Genomic DNA, 16,427 nt, shown 5'->3' on the forward strand with positions numbered 1-16,427 from the left:
GAAAGCTTGTGGCTTAAATTGACTCTGTCAAACACAGTGTTGACAGTCGGCTTGGTTTTATCCTCCACACCATTACTGGCTTTCATCGGCCTAGCCTTACTCACTACTACGGGTTCATCTGCCACCTCACACTCGTAATACTCTTGAGTCACCTCTTGAATAATACGTCCAACCATTTTTGATCAAATCATTTTGATTGGATACAATGCCAGGCTTCCCCAGTTACTGCACTAGTTCCCTGTTAGAAATTCCACCCTCAAACACAGCATTGGTCTGACTAAGTATTGGGCTTCGCGCTATTTTGGACGCTTACCCACCAATACCGCCGAAGCAGGTTACGGTTAGTTGTGTACCTCTAACTTCTTATGGCTTCCTTCAGACCCCACCGTTAGCCAGTGACGCCCTTGCCATTCAGATTATCTTCCCCTTAGTCGGGGTGATAAGGCTTCTTTCAGCCTATCGGGTTTGCCAGCTTCGCTGGGCAAACAAAAAAAAGCCCTCAACTGAGGGCTTTTAAAAAATAACTAAATTAGCTAATAATACTTAATAATTCAACGTCAAATACTAATGTTGAATAAGGTGGTATTGCACCTTGTGAGCCTTGCTCACCGTAAGCTAAACCATAAGGAATAGTTAATTTCCATTTACTACCCTCTGTCATTAGCTGTAATGCTTCAGTCCAGCCAGGTATAACGCCGCCAACAGGGAACTCAGCAGGTTGACCACGTTCAACTGAACTATCAAAAACATCACCGTTAGCAAATGTTCCATGATAATGAACACTTACAGTGCTCGCAGCTGATGGTTTTTCACCTGTTCCAGTTGTGATAACTTCATACTGTAAACCAGATTCAGTAACAGAAACTTCATCACGTTTAGCATTTTCTGCAAGGAAAGATTCGCCTTCAGCAGCTTTTTCTTTAGCAATTGCTTGCTCTTGCTCTTGTAATTTTTTAGAAATCACAGAGAAAGCAGCATTCAAATCTTCATCAGATACTTGGCTAGTTGCACCGGTAAGTGCATCAGCGATGCCAGCTTGAACAGCGGTAATATCAAAATCTTTAAAAGGATTATTACGTAGTTGATCACCTAATTGACGACCTACACCGTAGCTTACGCGTTGTTCAATAGTTTCGTACTTGTTTTCAGACATAGTTTACTTCACTCATGCATAAATTGATTAAAAGGTAGTAAATTACCACCTACTTTCAGATTGGGCGCGATTTTATCATAAAGTTTCATGAGTATGTAGTAGCGCTGTATGACAATTTAATATTATTTATAAGGAAAAGTCACATCTTTCAAATCTTCACTTCACACAACAATAGTTTACTGAATATAATAGCTTATTAATTTCTTAGCATAATTATACTAATATCCATGAATAGTAAATCGATAGAATATTCTAAACCAAACAAGCATAGCTTTATTGCTTTATTACCCTTTATTGTTTTTCTTGGGGTTTTTCTTGGAACAGGCATAATTTTAACCCTGCAAGGTGTCGAATTTGCTTTTTATCAACTGCCTGCAAGTATTGCCATTATCCCGGCTGTTTTTGTTTCACTTTATTTAGGTAAAGTAGTTGCTAAAGAAACAATAGAAAAACAAATAAATCAATTTATTAAGGGCGCTGGTCACGCAAATATCATCACCATGTGCATTATTTACCTTTTGGCTGGTGCTTTTGCGAGCGTAGCTAAAGCAACAGGTAGTGTTGATGCCAGTGTTCAATTAGGCTTAGCGGTATTCCCCTCTTATTTATTATTACCAGGAATATTTTTAGTTGCCGCCCTTTTGTCTACAGCGATGGGATCTGCAATGGGTACCATCGCTGCTATTGCACCGATAGCCTTGGGTTTTATTGACTCTGCTGGGCTTGATTCTGCCGTTGTGGCGGGGTGTTTGATTTCTGGTGCTATTTTTGGTGATAACTTATCAATCATTTCTGATACCACGATAGCGTCAACTCGCAGCCAAGGCGCACATATGAAAGACAAATTTAAAGTTAACTTTAAATTTGCGGTACCTGCAGCAATTTTGTGTTTAATCATTTTCACAGTAATAGGTCAAAGCATTAATTATGAAATGACTACCGACGCCGACTTTATTGGACTTGTTCCCTATATTGTTATTTTGATATTGGCGCTATCTGGAATCAATGTACTTGTAGTATTAACCATAGGAATAGTGCTTGCCGCAATAATAGGTATGGTGAACAACGGTTATCAATTGTCTACTTGGATCACGGACATAAACGCTGGCTTTTCAAGTATGCAAGATATATTCATCTTGTCATTATTTATTGGTGGTTTAAGTGAGTTGATTCGCCATCAAGGCGGCTTAGCGGCATTAACAAAAGGCATTGAGTCATTAGCAAGAAAACTAAGTCCCAATAATAAAAAACGGGCTGCGGGTTTTGGTATTGCCGGTTTAACATTTTTCTGTAATTTTTTTACTGCTAACAATACGGTATCAATAATAATTACCGGTGAAGCCGCTAAAGAATTAGCAACAGATGGTGAGCTAAAACCGGCACAATCTGCTAGCTTGCTTGATGTTTTCGCTTGTATTAACCAAGGGATACTGCCCTACGGCGCACAAGCCTTATTACTAGGAACCACCTTAGGTATTTCACCTATGGCCGTTGTCTCTCATGCTTTTTACCCAATGATTTTATTCTTTGTTGCCGGCTTTGCTTTTTGGCAAATGACAAAAAACTAATTTATCAATCAATTAAGGTAGTGCGATCTTTTTTGACTCCGTAAATATCACCGGGATTAAAGCCTAAGGTTATATGAAAGTCTTTACTGGGAAGTATAAAGCGTTGACGGATTAACTGAGCATCCGCGCTTTGAGCAACAACAAAAAAGCTTTCTTTATTCTCTTGTACCACTTTCCCTAATCCTATCAAGGTAACACTTAGCTGGCTTGAAAAAGCTTGATTAAAATCTGGGAGAAGTAATTCTTCAATAATAGCTTTGTCTGCTAATTGGTATTCTCTTGGGTTAAGTATTGTTAAATGAAATAATTGATGATCACGTGCTGCTTGTAAAGCTCGATATTGATTAAAATCTTCTGCTAATAATTGCTGTAGCTGCGTTAAATAAGGTAATAATTCTGCTCGACTAACCAGAGCACCCAAATATTTCTGTCCTCTATTATCTTGCAGCATGGTAATTTTTAACCGTAATGATTTAGTAGTTTCACTTTGCGGTTCGGTATTTAATGATTGTAATGCCCTCGCCTGTTTATCGGTAAGCTGCACTTCATTTGCATAAGCAACATCAGTCTTAAAAACAACTTGAACTACCAATAAAAAAAGCAGTAAAGATAAATTAGAAGTTACTTTTGCATTTTGAATCATTACTCAAGATCACCATCATTAATTATGTTTCTCTAATAAAGCAACTAAGTCATCTTCCGTCAATATTGTAACCCCTAAATCTTGCGCTTTAGTGAGTTTAGAGCCTGATTTTTCACCTGCAACAAGAAAGTGTGTTTTCGCCGACACACTGCCTGACACTTTTGCCCCGAATGACTGCAATGCAGCTTTTGCTTCACTACGTCCCATTTGAGTTAGCGTGCCCGTCAATACAAAAGTTTGCTCTGCCAATGGTAATTTATCGGCACTTTTCTCAATAATATCAGGCCAATTCATTATTTCATCTAGTGCTGAAACCACTTCAACATTATGACTTTCTTTAAAAAAGTTAACGATATTTTTTGCCACAACTTCGCCAACATCACTAACGGTTTGTAAATCTTCAAAACTTGCTGCTTGAATCGCTGATAAGGTAAAATAGTGATTAGCTAAATTAGCCGCCGTTGCTTCACCTACTTCACGAATACCTAAACCATAGATAAACTTAGCCAAGGTTGTTTCTTTAGCGCTTTCAAGCGCGGTAATTAAATTTATCGCCGACTTTTTCCCCATTCGATCCATGGTACTAATGTCAATTTCAGTCAGTTTAAATAAATCAGCTGGCGTAGTAATTAAGTTTTCATCCACTAATTGTTCTACTAATTTATCGCCTAAACCATCAACATCGTGAGCTTTACGTGAGGAAAAGTGCTTAATTGCTTCTTTACGTTGCGCTTGACAAAAAAGCCCGGCAGTACAGCGCAGCACAGCTTCGCCTTCAGCTTTAGCAACTTTTGAGTCACATACAGGGCAGCTACTAGGAAAAACAATATCCTTTGCATCATCGCCACGTTTATCAAGAACGACAGACACGATTTGTGGAATCACATCTCCTGCGCGTCGTATAACTACGCTATCACCTATTTTTAAACCTAAGCGCACAATTTCATCTTGGTTATGCAACGTGGCATTCGATACAGTTACTCCACCAACAAAAACTGGTTTCAAACGAGCCACAGGGGTTATTGCCCCCGTTCGGCCAACTTGAAATTCAACGTCTTCAACAACGGTTAGTTCTTCTTGAGCAGGAAACTTATAAGCAATAGCCCAACGCGGCGCTCGGGCAACAAAGCCAAGCTTTTCTTGTTGAGTAATATTATCAACTTTAAGTACGGTTCCATCAATTTCATAACTTAACGCATCACGTTTATTTAGAATCTCTTGATAAAATTCTTCCACTTGTTGTGGGTTTTCTAGCAAACGAACTTCAGGGCACATCGGTAAACCTAGTGCCTTTACCTGACATAAACGTTGAAAATGTGATGATTTTAAAAACGCTTGATCAATTATCTCGCCATTCTCAACGTATAAGTCACTTACATAACCTAAGCCATAAGCATAGAAAGCCAAATTTCGCTTAGCGGTAATCTTAGAGTCTAATTGTCGTAAGCTACCTGCTGCGGCATTACGAGGGTTAGCAAACGATTTTTCGCCTTTATTCTTCGCTTGTTCATTAAGCTTATCAAAGCTCGCTTTAGGCATAAACACTTCGCCGCGCACTTCAATAATATCGGGGTAATCGACACCACTTTGACCAATAAGCTTCAAAGGGATAGATTTAATCGTGCGAATGTTTGTCGTGATATTTTCGCCTGTACTGCCGTCACCTCGGGTTGCTGCTTGTACTAGAATGCCTTCTTCATAACGTAAACTTACCGCTAAACCATCAAGTTTTGGCTCGGCACAAATAACAATGTCACTTTGCGTCACTAGTCTATCTTGAAGTCGTTTAACAAAAGCTTGCCATTCATCGCGAGAAAAAACATTATCAAGCGACAACATAGGTAATTGATGAGCAACCTGTGTGAACGATTTTAATGGTTGCCCACCCACTTTTTGGCTAGGTGAATCAAGTGTTTTTAATTGTGGGTGAGTTTGCTCAATAGTTATTAATTCACGCATTAACCTATCGTATTCAGCATCAGGTACACTGGGTTGATCAAGTACGTAATATTGATGATTATACTGGTTAATTTGTTGATGGATTTTGTTTAACTGTTCTTGTAAAGCGCTTGTTAATGAAGAAGCATTTGGCATGTTTTGGTTTACTCAAAAACGAAACCTATAAAAGGTTTATACCCGCTCCACTTGAAGATGCTCGTTTCAGGAAATCTGAGCGATTCATAATCAAGGCACATTTTTTTATTAAGGGTTATTCCCTTAAAAAGAAATGTAACGCAGAGTATGATTTGCTCAGCCTTCCCCAAAGGGCTGGTTTAGAAACGCTTTATACTGCGTTATTGATTTTGAGAAGGGAATAACCATTCTCTTTAATCAATGCCTTGCCTAAAGGCGTTTCTAATTCCAGCTGAATCATGCATCTTCAAGTGGAACGGGTATATAGGTTAAAAAAAATAAGTCGATGGTTTTTTATTCAACACTAGCAAGGCGATATTGTCTGTCAAATTCACGTATTTTACTCACATAATGTTGCTCAGTTTGTTTGGTCATTATATTACGTTTATCGTCAACTAATTGTGCCTTAAACTCTGCAGCCAACTGTTTAGCTGCTGATAGCATTTGTTCAAAAGCGGCAAAAGGGTCAGAAGCATTAGGTAAGGTCATAAATAAACTCACCCCTTGCGTGACAAAGGTTTCCATTGTGTCGAGATCGAAGGAACCTGGATTCAACATATTAGCTAAACTAAACGTTACAGCCCCATTACCGGCATTATCTTGATGGCGATGGAATATATTCATTTCACCGTATTTCATCCCTAATGTTAAGAAACTAGGTAATAATGCTGCGCCAGACATTTGTTGATGCGCTGGCATAACAACACTTAAAATAATAATTTGTGATTCAAGTGCTGAGTTATCTATTTTTTTATTCTCTGTTACTTGTTCTTTTTGTTGCGCTATTTTCTCTTTCGATTCGTCAATATCTATATTGGGTGTAGAGGAATCATCTAAAGCCAAACCATCACCAAAATTAATTTCCATTTGCGGTCGTTTTGTCGTTACACGCTTAATTTCAGCTTTTATTTTAGGCTTTTTATTAACGACTTTTTTAGTTTCTGGTTTAGCCTGAGTAACTGGCTGCTGATAAATAGGCTTTTCTAAAATAATCTCTTCTCTAGCGTCAGTAACAACCGTTGGTTTTACTTGTGATGCAGATGCACCTAATTCAACATCATGTTCAGAAACTTGCTCCTGAGAAGTTAATTCACTATACACTTCATCACTTTGCCCGCCATCAAGGTGACTAATTTCATCAAGACTAATAGGTTGCTCAAAATCTTGCTCACTGCTAACTTCTGGTTCATTAGTCTGTTTGAGTATTTTAACCTGACCTACACCATCCTGATCAAAACCTTTACCGTCAAAATCTCGTGATAGTGGCTTCACTTTGTCTTTACTTGCTTTAAGCTTATAAGGATTTTTTTGCTTTCTAATGGTCCACAAACCATGGATAAAGATGGCAGCAATTACTACACCACTAAGAATAATTAATGCGTTTCTGATGTTGTCTTCCATTGTTATGCCTGTATTGTCATTTTTTCTAAGGAGAATTGATATTTTATTATTATGGTAATTCTAACAGAAGCAATGGTATTTTGTAACAAGTTAGTGCTGTTCTTATACTATCAGTACATTTATACTCAAGTGAGTAATATCAACACGTTAGCGAAATTATTTATCAATGACTCATCCTAAACAAACAACAGAAGATACTAAGTTTAATCAAAAACAACATGCTATTGCCAATAGTGGTATGGGGTATTTCTTTAAAGGCTTTGAACTTATTCAATTAAAGGGCATTCGCCGCTTTGTTCTCATTCCGTTACTAATCAACATACTGTTTTTTAGTATCGCTTTCTATTTCATGTTTATAGAACTTGAACACTACATGACAATATTAATGGGCTGGTTACCCAATTGGTTAAATTGGCTTAGCTCTGTATTATGGCCACTTGCGGTTATCACTATATTAATTATTTTTTCTTTTATATTTAGTACTGCAGCTAATTGGCTTGCGGCCCCTTTTAATGGTTTATTATCAGAAAAAATCGAATTGCTTTTACTAAAAGAAAAAGCTTCGCAAGGATCAACAAACAATAGCGGCATGATGGATGTTGTTAAGGATATTCCTAGAACCCTAGCTCGTGAACTTCAAAAACTCACTTATTATTTACCACGTGCTATTGGATTCTTTATATTACTTTGGGTTTTGCCTGTTATTGGTCAAGTGATGTGGTTTTTATTTGTTGCTTGGATGATGGCAGTACAATACAAAGACTACCCTTTTGATAATCACAAAGTTCCTTTTTCAGTTATGAAACAAACGATACAACAACAGAAAAACTTGAGTTATAGTTTTGGCGTTAGTGTCACAGTTTTTTCAATGCTGCCATTAGTTAACTTAATTGTTATGCCTGTTGCCATTTGTGGTGCTACTGCATTGTGGGTTGATCACTACCGTGATGATTTTATATCGAAGTGATTGTCGCACTATGACTAAAAATCGTATATATTTAAATATGTTGGCAAAGTTATTATAGGATTAAACAATGAACAAAAAGAATTCAAACAAATTTTCACTATTCGTTAGTGCTATTTTACTGAGTTTTAGCACAAGTATATATGCCTTAGAAGAAAGCGATGCGAGTACAAACAGTGTTATTATACCCATAATGACTAATGCCCAAGTTTTCGCTGATTTCACCGATGAACTACCCGCGGTATTAAATTATTTCACCAGTGCTACAGAAGAGCAGATAATTAACTTTTATCAACAGCACTATGGGGAATTTATTGCACAAGAAGAAAAGCGCGGGCGTTTAACCTTAACTTATCAGCAAGAAAAGCATAACATTCGTGTGGTTATTTCTCAGCAAAACAGAAAGCGCCAAGTGGATGTTATTGTGGAGCTAAAAGAAGAGTAACGTCATGCGAAAAGTATATATATTAATGACTATAGTGCTATTTACCATCAACGGTTCAATAGCACTAGCCCACTCAACTAAAACCAAGCAAGCCGAATTAGACAAAGCTTGTGAAACCGATCGCCAAATTGCTTTAAAGCCGAGGAAAAATGAAATTTATCATGAATGCTTAACTAAATTTAAAAAAAGCAAATCGGTATGCCAAGATGAAGCTGATGTTTATAACGGTAATAGAATAAATGGTGCCCCCATGTTTTATGAATTACCCGCTTGTGAAAAAGCATTTCAGTTTAGAAAAAAAACAATTACTGGTAATCATAGTTAGCACCTTTTTATCAAGTTGCGCCGAAACTCGTTCCTACATAACAAGCGATAAATCAGATATAAAGATCCAGAAAACAAGTACAAGAAATGTAAAGTACACCTGCAACTGAAACACTAAACTATCAGCCAATTTTACTTCTACGAGTAACGAAAGCGATACAAAAATTGCAATTATCAATGGATTTGGCAAACAAGCTATTATTCTACCGAATAAAACTGTTGCATCAGGTTTTCTCTATTCTAATGGCAAATATACTTTGCGTGGTAAAAGAAATAAGGCCACATGGACTGTTGGGCGTATGACACCTTTTCAATGCTCTGTCGGAGATAAACTATCTTTTCATAAAGACACAAAGTAAAACATATTTTTATTCTGGGTTAAGATAAAGTAAAAAGCACTTTACCGCTATGTTAAACTAGGGTCTGTTGATCTTTCGAGATTGTTTTTGCAGCTATTTGTTGGGTATTTATACAAGGTAGAGCCTTTGTCATGTGGTTGTTCCACATAAAAAGGCGATAACGCCGTAAAAATGACCAACAAACACTGTCCGAAGGATTCGGCTAAAAGCGTTTTACTCTTTGTTGAGTAGTATTTGCTTAGAGTGACTAGGCTACACACTACTCGCCGTGATTAAAACGCTTTTATCTCGAACAAAATTTAACCGCGAAATATCAACAGACCCTAGCCACCAGAAATTTTTAAGCGTTTATTTAAGGTACCACCATGAGAAAAACATTTTCATTAACCCATGAAAAAATCAAAGCCCCACGACTTGTTGATTCGATTAAGCATGAGGTAAAAAAATACCTTAAAAGAGAGAGAAATAAAAAACTGCCTGAAGATGTTGATTTTTGGGATTTTGATTGTAAATACGGACACACCAAAGAGTCAGCAGAAGTTATTCATACCTCTGCTCTTAATAAAAGCATTGATGATGCAGTACAAAATGAGCTAGAGAGCTTTTATTTAGAGATTTTAGTAAAACCAGGTAAGAGAACTAAGAAACCTATTGATGACAGTGATGATTTTGAAGAGTAGCCATTAGTTAAATGATGTGATGTGTAGAAATCGTTATTTTCACGATCTCTACTTCACATCATTGACAGAAAGACTTATACCCGTGATGCCCAAAATGCGCGTTTCACTTTGAAGTAACATGGGTATAATAGACTAACTTGGAAAGATACGATTCTTTTGTAATAACTTTCCTAAAACACTTTCTGCAGATAAAGATACTGCTTTAGCAAATTTCTCAGCTAAACCTTTTTTCATTTCATACTTAATAGCAACTACTTTGTGGCTTTTACTAATATTTTGTAAGTAGTCATCACTTGTTTGGATAGTATCAACTAAACCTAATTCTAAAGCTTTTGTACCAAACCAATGTTCACCCGTGGCAACCTTGTTTAAGTCTAAACTTGGTCTATGTTCACCAACAAAATCTTTAAATAACACATGAGTTTCTTCAAGCTCTTCAATAAATTTTTCTTTACCTTTTTCAGTGTTTTCACCAAACATAGTTACCGTGCGTTTAAACTCACCGGCGGTAAACTGTTCAAAATCTATATCATTTTTCTTTAACAGCTTATTAAAGTTAGGTAACTGAGCAATAACACCAATTGAACCAAGAATAGCAAATGGGGCTGCGATAATATTATTAGCTACACAGGCCATCATATAACCGCCCGAGGCAGCCACTTTATCAACAGAAACAGTCAATGGAATATCATGTTGACGAATTCTATCTAGTTGTGACGATGCTAAACCGTAACCATGCACCATACCGCCACCACTTTCTAGGCGTACAAAAACTTCATCCTGCTTAGTTGCCACTGACAAAATAGCAGAAACTTCTTCACGTAAAGAGCTAACTTCTTTAGCATCGATACTACCTTTAAAATCAATAACAAACACTTTTGATTTACTTTGTATTTCGTTATCATTTTCTGATTTTGATTTTTTCTTGGCAGACAGTTTATCTGCTTTGGCTTTCTCTTTTGCTAACTTTTTATCATTTTTTTCTTTTTGCTTTAATTCTTCTTTATTCAATAAAGCATGAATAACTTCTTGCTCTACCTCTTCAAATTGCTCTGACAAATCAGTGATTTCCAACTCACCCTTTTTATGTTTTTGTTTTATTGCTGATACAGCAACAACCGCAACAATAGCAACAAAAGCTAAAACAAAGGTGACTGTTTTCGCTAAAAACAAACCATATTCATATAAAAAATCCAATTTTTTTCTCCTGAGCGTTATTTTCGCTACGATATATTCACCGATATGACTAATAGCCAATATGGGGATTAAAAATAAAAAAAAAAGCATAAAAATAAATTTTTCCCTCGTCATTGAAAAAATCAGAGAGTAGAATAGCCAAAATTAATTACTCGAACCCAGAGCAGCAAATGTTTGATTACTCCATTACAGAAAATTGTTTATCCAATAAAACCATACTTGTTACTGGCGCTGGTGCTGGCATTGGTCGTGAAGCGGCATTAAACTACGCAAAACTTGGCGCTACAGTAATTTTACTTGGAAAGACAGTAAGTAAACTTGAAGCAGTTTATGATGAAATTATCGCCCTTAAGTTGGCTGAGCCTGCGATAATTCCGCTAGATTTAAAAGGTGCTACCAAACAGAATTATATTGACATGTCTTCCACTATTGTTAACCAATTTGGAAAACTAGACGGCGTATTACTTAATGCATCGATGTTAGGAGAGTTGACACCATTCACTCAAATTCATGAACAAATATTTAATGATGTAATGAAAGTTAATGTCACTGCACAATATTTATTAGCGCAAGCATTAATTCCTGCATTACAATTAGCAGATAAAGCTTCTTTAGTGTTCACGTCATCTGGTGTAGGAAATCAAGGCCGTGCTTATTGGGGCGCTTATAGTATTTCCAAATTCGCCACGGAAGGTATGATGCAAGTTATTGCTGATGAATATGAAAATTCGAGTCTGCGAGTCAACGCAATTAACCCGGGCGCAACTAAAACTAATATGCGCGCTAGTGCTTATCCCGCTGAAGATAAAGACATCCTTGCAACCCCAGCAGATATTATGCCGCTGTATGTTTATTTAATGTCTGATGATAGTTTAGCCGTGAATGGTAAAACGTTAAAAGCGCAATAGGCTATTAGTTGCGAGCAGTAAAAGTAACGAGTCTCGAAGCACCATACTGCACAGTATATTGTTTTCGTAACTCGCCACTATTAACTCGCAGCTTTACCTAAGTTCCCTTCGTAAAATTTTACCGACATTGGTTTTAGGTAACTCTTCTCTAAACTCAACCAATTTAGGTACTTTATAGCTTGTTAAATTTTCACGACAATGTTTAATTAATGTTGCTTCATCTAACTCGCCTTGTTTAGCAACAACAAATACTTTCACCATTTCTCCACACGCTTCATGAGGTATTCCGATAGCTGCAGCTTCTAACACCCCCTCATGCATCATGACTACTTCTTCAATTTCATTAGGAAAAACGTTAAAACCAGAAACAATAATCATATCTTTTTTACGGTCGACAATGGTGAAATAGCCTTGTTCATCTACAAAAGCAATATCTCCGGTGGCAAGCCAACCATCATGCAAAGTTTCATTGGTGGCATCTTCACGATTATAATAACCTTTCATTACTTGTGGACCTTTTACCCACATCTCACCAGACTTTCCTATCGCAGCCTCACTACCATCATCAAGCATAATTTTAACGTCTGTTGATGGTGCCGGTAAACCAATAGTTCCATTGTAACTTTCTTGGTTATAAGGGCTTAAACTCACCATAGGCGCACATTCAGTCAAGCCATAGCCTTCTAATAACCGCGTTGAAGTAACTTGCTGCCAACGTTCAGCAACAGGGCGTTGTACCGCCATACCTCCACCCAAAGCCATTTTAAGCGTTGAGAAATCTAAATCCTTAAAGCCTGGAGTGTTTAACAAACCATTAAATAACGTATTAACACCCGTGATTACACTAAATTTATACTTTCCTAATTCTTTAATAAAACTAGGCATATCACGTGGATTGGTGATCAGTAAATTAGTACCTCCTAAAGTGATAAAGGTCAGGCAATTAGCCGTTAATGCAAAAATATGGTAAAGCGGCAACGCAGTCACAACTAATTCGCAACCTTCTTCAAGCATAGGTAATATAGCTGCTTTTGCTTGCTCTAAATTAGCCACCATATTTCGATGGGTTAACATGGCACCTTTTGATACGCCAGTTGTACCACCTGTATATTGTAAAAAGGCCAAATCATCACCACACAACTCAACGGGAGTAAAAGTTAAGTTATGGCCTTTAGCTAGTGCTGCATTAAAGCGAATGGCATCAGGTAAATTAAATGCTGGTACCATTTTTTTCACATATTTTACCACTGCATTAATTACCGCACCTTTAACTAAGCCAAGGCGATCACCAAGAGAGGTCATAATTACATGCTCAATAGGTGTTTTATTCACTATTTTTTCTAATGTTTGCGCAAAGTTTTCAATAATTAAAATTGCCTTAGCGCCTGAATCTTTAAGTTGATGTTCTAATTCACGAGCTGTATATAAAGGGTTAACATTAACCACGGTTAAACCCGCAAGTAATGCACCAAACAAGGCAATGGGATATTGCAGCGTGTTTGGTACCATAATGGCAAATTTATCGCCTTTTTTAAGCGCTAAATCTTGTTGTAAGTATGCGGCAAATGCTGTGGCTTGTTGTGCTAACTCAGCATAGCTAATTTGGACTCCCATATTAATAAATGCCGTTTTATCACTATATTGTTTAGTGTATTTATTAAACATAGCGACTAAAGAAGGATATTTATCTGGGTTAATATCAAATGGAACGCCAGGGGGATAACTTTTTTCTAACCATATTTTTTCCACAATACCTTCCTCATAAGTTATTTTAACAACTATTTAACAATGCTGTGACTGCTTATAGTTTTTATACCCATGATACTTCAAGATGTGCGTTTCAGGGCAGCTGAACGATTCATGGTCAAGGCGCATCTTTTTATTAAGGGTACGTTCCCTTAAAAATAGATGCAACGAAGAACATGATTTGATCAGGGCCCCCTGTAAGGCTGGTTTAGAAACGCTTTATGCTACGTTATTGATTTCGACAATGGCGCTACATGGATGTAGCTTATTAGAGAATGCAGGAGCATATTCTCCTGAACAACCATTATCTTCAATCAATGCCTTGCCTAAAGGCGTTTCTAACTCCAGCTGAATCCGACATATTGAAGTAACATGGGTATATGTTTATTCTTCAGTGTAGTTGAAACTTTTAATTTCAGTCATACTTCTAACCTAGTTTTATCAAATTCCAACTGATACTACCAGTTATATTTAAACAGTTGTTTGAATATGAGTTGAGATTTATTAGTTGGCTAAAAAATGTTTAATTAATTCAGATGTCTTTTTCGGTTGCTCCATATGCACATGATGGCCACCTTTAAGTTCGACATTAGAAAAATTTTGAAATAAGTCGCCAAAGCTTTTAATTCCCGAACTGACCATATCTATACCATCACTGCCGTAAATAAGCTGTACTGGACATTTAATATCACGAATAAATTGCTGAGCTTGTTTTAATGTCAACCGATAAGGAGAGGTATGACGCAAGCGAGCATCAGATCGCCAACGATAACCTCCCACTTCTTTTATAAGCCCGCGTTCGACAATTAATTTAGCATGTTCAAATTGAAGATCTGAAACATTAACCCGTGCTTTAATAGCTGAGTCAATACTTGCATGGTAGCGTTTTTTCTTAGCACCACCTTGTTTGTTATAGAGTGAACTCCCCTTAAAACGACTTAGCATACCATCACGTAATTGTTGGGTCGTTTGTTCAGCCTCACTGCTAATAAAACCAATAGAATCAAGTAAGGTCAAGGATTTCACTTTCTCAGGGAAAGCGGCAGCAAATGCACTCGCGACCATTCCCCCCATAGAGTGAGCAACAATATCAACTTGTTGCCATTGATTTACTTCAAATAATTGTAATAAGTCATACACCCAATCAATAAAATGATAATGTGCATCCAAACTTCTATGGCTTGAATTACCATGACCAGGCCAATCAATAGCAATAACGTGTTTATTAACTAGCTCGTCTTCAAAGTATGGCATCAATGGTAAAAAACTTGCCGCATTATCTAACCAACCATGAAGGCATAAAACCACATTATCTTTCGTCTCTTTACTACCACAAGCAATACCTTGTAACGACATAGTCTCAAAAGAGTATTTAATTTCTTCTAGCGTGTTTACAGATGACATTTGATTACCTTAATTATGTTTTTTAGCACTTTTATAAAGAGAATACAGTGCAACTAATGCTAACGAAAACCAAATTAATACCCAAACAATCTCAGGAATAAAAGTCATCGTAGCCAAAGCAGCACCATCACCTAAATTACGTCCATCAAGTAAGTAAGATGGACTAGATAAACTATTTAATAATATTAACAAGCCAAATAATTGCATTAATCGTTGCAAATAGTGAAGCTTTTTTAATTTAATGGTAAGCAAAAATAAAACGGCTAACACCGCTAAAATAAACCATGTTAAAAGATCACGCCCCCAAAAAATAATAGAGCTAACGATTAACAAAAATAATAGCACTGAAAATATTTGTGCGATACGTTGATGGGAACTGGCTAATTTATAGATTCCCCATCCCCAAAGTGTTGCCCCTGCATAACCAGCAAAACTAATAACAAAACCCATACCACCTTGTGTAGTACATAAACCAGCGCCATTTGCGAATAATTGAATACGCAATACACTACCACCCGTAACAATAGCGGCAAGACCATGACTAATCTCATGAAAATAACTTTCTAGCCAATTAAATGGAATAGATACAAGTGGCACTTGTTTAATAACAACAGCCGCAATAAGTAGAATAAAAAAGTGATATTTTTGCCAGAAGCTTGATGTTTGCTCTGAGGATATATTAGACATTAAGGATTCTTAGTAGTGATACAGGCACAAGGTAATAACAAAATCAGACGCTTTTAGGCGAAAACATCAACACCAAATAATTGTTGAACTGATTCTCTCTGGGCTAAATTACCAACGGTTTGATAACTTGCCACAGCAGTTTCATTTTTAGGGGAAGGTTTATCTTTATCTGTGGTAGAAAAAGTACTGCTATTCAACGAATACTTTGCAGCATTAGCTTCTAATTGATTTTTCTCAAACAGCGCAATGGCTTGTTGATCAGCAACAATGCCTTGGTTAGCTTGTTTGTTTAAGAGTGTTTCTTGCTCTGCCTTTGGAACAACCACAGGATCAACTGAACGCACCAACGATTTTTTTGATGTGTTCGTTTGATTAGTTAGACCAAAAATTGAATTTTGACTAGAAGCGCTAGAAATATTCATATACTCATGTTACCTCAAAATACTCGTTTCAGCGAGAATTAAAAGGCTTAGAGGCAAGGCATTGATTGAAGAGAATGGTTCCTCCCTTGTCGAAATCAATAACACAGCATATAAGCCTTTGAAACTCGCCCTACGGGCTGACGAATCCCCAAAACGTGACAGGCACAGCAATTTATGATCTTATGTAAGTCACCACAACACACATAAGTTACAACTGCCATGCCTGAGCTATTACTTTGCCATAAATATTTCAAAAACGCCTTATCTTCTTTCAATAATGCCAGAATGAAAACATTGATGAGTTGTAGCGACGCATTAATAGCAGGTAATAAACTAACCTTGACAGAAATAGGAAGGAACTTGCCTGGCGCTGCGTATGTAAAGCATAAAATA

18 protein-coding genes are annotated in these 16,427 nt (G+C 37.0%); 7 read left to right on the forward strand and 11 right to left on the reverse strand.

Annotated features, from left to right (window positions below; translation table 11 throughout):
* Positions 1-529: 529 nt before the first annotated feature.
* Positions 530-1,153: a BamJ family beta-barrel-assembly machinery protein gene (gene bamJ / locus DWA31_RS12730; RefSeq protein WP_114326961.1), complete on the reverse strand. Its 624-nt coding sequence runs from the start codon at positions 1,151-1,153 to the stop codon at positions 530-532.
* 227 nt (positions 1,154-1,380) lie between these two features.
* Here bamJ and DWA31_RS12735 point away from each other — a divergent pair, with 227 nt between their 5' ends.
* Positions 1,381-2,721, forward strand: a complete 1,341-nt coding sequence (locus tag DWA31_RS12735; RefSeq protein ID WP_114326962.1) for a Na+/H+ antiporter NhaC family protein — start codon at positions 1,381-1,383, stop codon at positions 2,719-2,721.
* Positions 2,722-2,725: 4 nt separating this feature from the next.
* Here the strand turns inward: DWA31_RS12735 and DWA31_RS12740 are convergent, their stop codons facing one another.
* The 3 genes from DWA31_RS12740 to zipA all read right to left on the reverse strand — a co-directional run bounded on the left by DWA31_RS12740 (position 2,726) and on the right by zipA (position 6,898).
* Positions 2,726-3,364 carry a hypothetical protein gene (locus DWA31_RS12740; protein ID WP_114326963.1) on the reverse strand — a complete coding sequence of 213 codons (639 nt, stop codon included), beginning with the start codon at positions 3,362-3,364 and terminating at the stop codon, positions 2,726-2,728.
* Positions 3,365-3,382: 18 nt separating this feature from the next.
* The gene (gene ligA, locus DWA31_RS12745; protein WP_114326964.1) at positions 3,383-5,458 is read right to left on the reverse strand and encodes an NAD-dependent DNA ligase LigA; all 2,076 of its coding nucleotides are present in this window, start codon (positions 5,456-5,458) and stop codon (positions 3,383-3,385) included.
* A 333-nt stretch (positions 5,459-5,791) separates the two neighbouring features.
* Positions 5,792-6,898 (reverse strand): cell division protein ZipA, encoded by a 1,107-nt coding sequence (zipA, locus tag DWA31_RS12755; RefSeq protein ID WP_114326966.1) that lies wholly within the window; start codon positions 6,896-6,898, stop codon positions 5,792-5,794.
* A gap of 166 nt (positions 6,899-7,064) precedes the next feature.
* On the opposite strand from zipA, the gene cysZ reads away from it, so the two are divergent.
* From cysZ to DWA31_RS12770, 3 genes are all read left to right on the forward strand, one after another.
* Positions 7,065-7,865, forward strand: a complete 801-nt coding sequence (cysZ, locus tag DWA31_RS12760; protein WP_281268634.1) for a sulfate transporter CysZ — start codon at positions 7,065-7,067, stop codon at positions 7,863-7,865.
* A 67-nt stretch (positions 7,866-7,932) separates the two neighbouring features.
* Complete coding sequence (locus DWA31_RS12765) at positions 7,933-8,307, forward strand: hypothetical protein (RefSeq protein WP_114326967.1); 375 nt, start codon at positions 7,933-7,935, stop codon at positions 8,305-8,307.
* Positions 8,308-8,311: 4 nt separating this feature from the next.
* Positions 8,312-8,632 carry a hypothetical protein gene (locus DWA31_RS12770; protein ID WP_114326968.1) on the forward strand — a complete coding sequence of 107 codons (321 nt, stop codon included), beginning with the start codon at positions 8,312-8,314 and terminating at the stop codon, positions 8,630-8,632.
* 405 nt (positions 8,633-9,037) lie between these two features.
* Here DWA31_RS12770 and DWA31_RS17560 read toward each other — a convergent pair whose 3' ends face one another.
* Positions 9,038-9,250, reverse strand: a complete 213-nt coding sequence (locus tag DWA31_RS17560) for a hypothetical protein (protein WP_245942617.1) — start codon at positions 9,248-9,250, stop codon at positions 9,038-9,040.
* Positions 9,251-9,355: 105 nt separating this feature from the next.
* Here DWA31_RS17560 and DWA31_RS12780 point away from each other — a divergent pair, with 105 nt between their 5' ends.
* Positions 9,356-9,670, forward strand: a complete 315-nt coding sequence (locus DWA31_RS12780) for a DUF6172 family protein (RefSeq protein WP_114326969.1) — start codon at positions 9,356-9,358, stop codon at positions 9,668-9,670.
* Between the two features lie 132 nt (positions 9,671-9,802).
* Here the strand turns inward: DWA31_RS12780 and sohB are convergent, their stop codons facing one another.
* Positions 9,803-10,867 (reverse strand): protease SohB, encoded by a 1,065-nt coding sequence (gene sohB, locus DWA31_RS12785; RefSeq protein ID WP_114326970.1) that lies wholly within the window; start codon positions 10,865-10,867, stop codon positions 9,803-9,805.
* Between the two features lie 170 nt (positions 10,868-11,037).
* Here sohB and DWA31_RS12790 point away from each other — a divergent pair, with 170 nt between their 5' ends.
* Complete coding sequence (locus DWA31_RS12790; RefSeq protein ID WP_114326971.1) at positions 11,038-11,775, forward strand: YciK family oxidoreductase; 738 nt, start codon at positions 11,038-11,040, stop codon at positions 11,773-11,775.
* A 93-nt stretch (positions 11,776-11,868) separates the two neighbouring features.
* On the opposite strand, the gene fadD is transcribed toward DWA31_RS12790, so the two are convergent.
* Complete coding sequence (gene fadD, locus DWA31_RS12795) at positions 11,869-13,524, reverse strand: long-chain-fatty-acid--CoA ligase FadD (RefSeq protein ID WP_114326972.1); 1,656 nt, start codon at positions 13,522-13,524, stop codon at positions 11,869-11,871.
* Positions 13,525-13,702: 178 nt separating this feature from the next.
* On the opposite strand from fadD, the gene DWA31_RS17220 reads away from it, so the two are divergent.
* Positions 13,703-13,873, forward strand: a complete 171-nt coding sequence (locus DWA31_RS17220) for a hypothetical protein (protein ID WP_168427339.1) — start codon at positions 13,703-13,705, stop codon at positions 13,871-13,873.
* Positions 13,874-14,025: 152 nt separating this feature from the next.
* Here DWA31_RS17220 and DWA31_RS12800 read toward each other — a convergent pair whose 3' ends face one another.
* The 4 genes from DWA31_RS12800 to DWA31_RS17340 form a co-directional block, all read right to left on the reverse strand.
* A complete protein-coding gene (locus DWA31_RS12800; protein WP_114326973.1) occupies positions 14,026-14,925 on the reverse strand; it encodes an alpha/beta fold hydrolase in 900 nt (299 codons plus the stop codon).
* Positions 14,926-14,934: 9 nt separating this feature from the next.
* The gene (locus tag DWA31_RS12805) at positions 14,935-15,612 is read right to left on the reverse strand and encodes a M50 family metallopeptidase (protein ID WP_114326974.1); all 678 of its coding nucleotides are present in this window, start codon (positions 15,610-15,612) and stop codon (positions 14,935-14,937) included.
* A gap of 53 nt (positions 15,613-15,665) precedes the next feature.
* Entirely contained in the window at positions 15,666-16,034 is a 369-nt protein-coding gene (locus DWA31_RS12810; RefSeq protein ID WP_114326975.1) for a hypothetical protein, read from the reverse strand.
* Between the two features lie 95 nt (positions 16,035-16,129).
* A partial coding sequence (locus tag DWA31_RS17340; protein WP_210725596.1) for a hypothetical protein occupies positions 16,130-16,427 on the reverse strand: 298 nt, incomplete at its 5' end.

Origin of the sequence: Candidatus Colwellia aromaticivorans (assembly GCF_003333305.1) — a bacterium.
Classification (GTDB): domain Bacteria; phylum Pseudomonadota; class Gammaproteobacteria; order Enterobacterales; family Alteromonadaceae; genus Colwellia; species Colwellia aromaticivorans.

What these genes read in the sequence shown, in the direction of transcription:
- bamJ (WP_114326961.1), bottom strand. Translation starts at nt 1,153, where the DNA reads ATGTCTGAAAACAAGTACGAAACTATTGAACAACGCGTAAGCTACGGT.
- DWA31_RS12735 (WP_114326962.1), top strand. Translation starts at nt 1,381, where the DNA reads ATGAATAGTAAATCGATAGAATATTCTAAACCAAACAAGCATAGCTTT.
- DWA31_RS12740 (WP_114326963.1), bottom strand. Translation starts at nt 3,364, where the DNA reads ATGATTCAAAATGCAAAAGTAACTTCTAATTTATCTTTACTGCTTTTT.
- ligA (WP_114326964.1), bottom strand. Translation starts at nt 5,458, where the DNA reads ATGCCAAATGCTTCTTCATTAACAAGCGCTTTACAAGAACAGTTAAAC.
- zipA (WP_114326966.1), bottom strand. Translation starts at nt 6,898, where the DNA reads ATGGAAGACAACATCAGAAACGCATTAATTATTCTTAGTGGTGTAGTA.
- cysZ (WP_281268634.1), top strand. Translation starts at nt 7,065, where the DNA reads ATGACTCATCCTAAACAAACAACAGAAGATACTAAGTTTAATCAAAAA.
- DWA31_RS12765 (WP_114326967.1), top strand. Translation starts at nt 7,933, where the DNA reads ATGAACAAAAAGAATTCAAACAAATTTTCACTATTCGTTAGTGCTATT.
- DWA31_RS12770 (WP_114326968.1), top strand. Translation starts at nt 8,312, where the DNA reads ATGCGAAAAGTATATATATTAATGACTATAGTGCTATTTACCATCAAC.
- DWA31_RS12780 (WP_114326969.1), top strand. Translation starts at nt 9,356, where the DNA reads ATGAGAAAAACATTTTCATTAACCCATGAAAAAATCAAAGCCCCACGA.
- DWA31_RS12790 (WP_114326971.1), top strand. Translation starts at nt 11,038, where the DNA reads ATGTTTGATTACTCCATTACAGAAAATTGTTTATCCAATAAAACCATA.
- DWA31_RS12800 (WP_114326973.1), bottom strand. Translation starts at nt 14,925, where the DNA reads ATGTCATCTGTAAACACGCTAGAAGAAATTAAATACTCTTTTGAGACT.
- DWA31_RS12805 (WP_114326974.1), bottom strand. Translation starts at nt 15,612, where the DNA reads ATGTCTAATATATCCTCAGAGCAAACATCAAGCTTCTGGCAAAAATAT.
- DWA31_RS12810 (WP_114326975.1), bottom strand. Translation starts at nt 16,034, where the DNA reads ATGAATATTTCTAGCGCTTCTAGTCAAAATTCAATTTTTGGTCTAACT.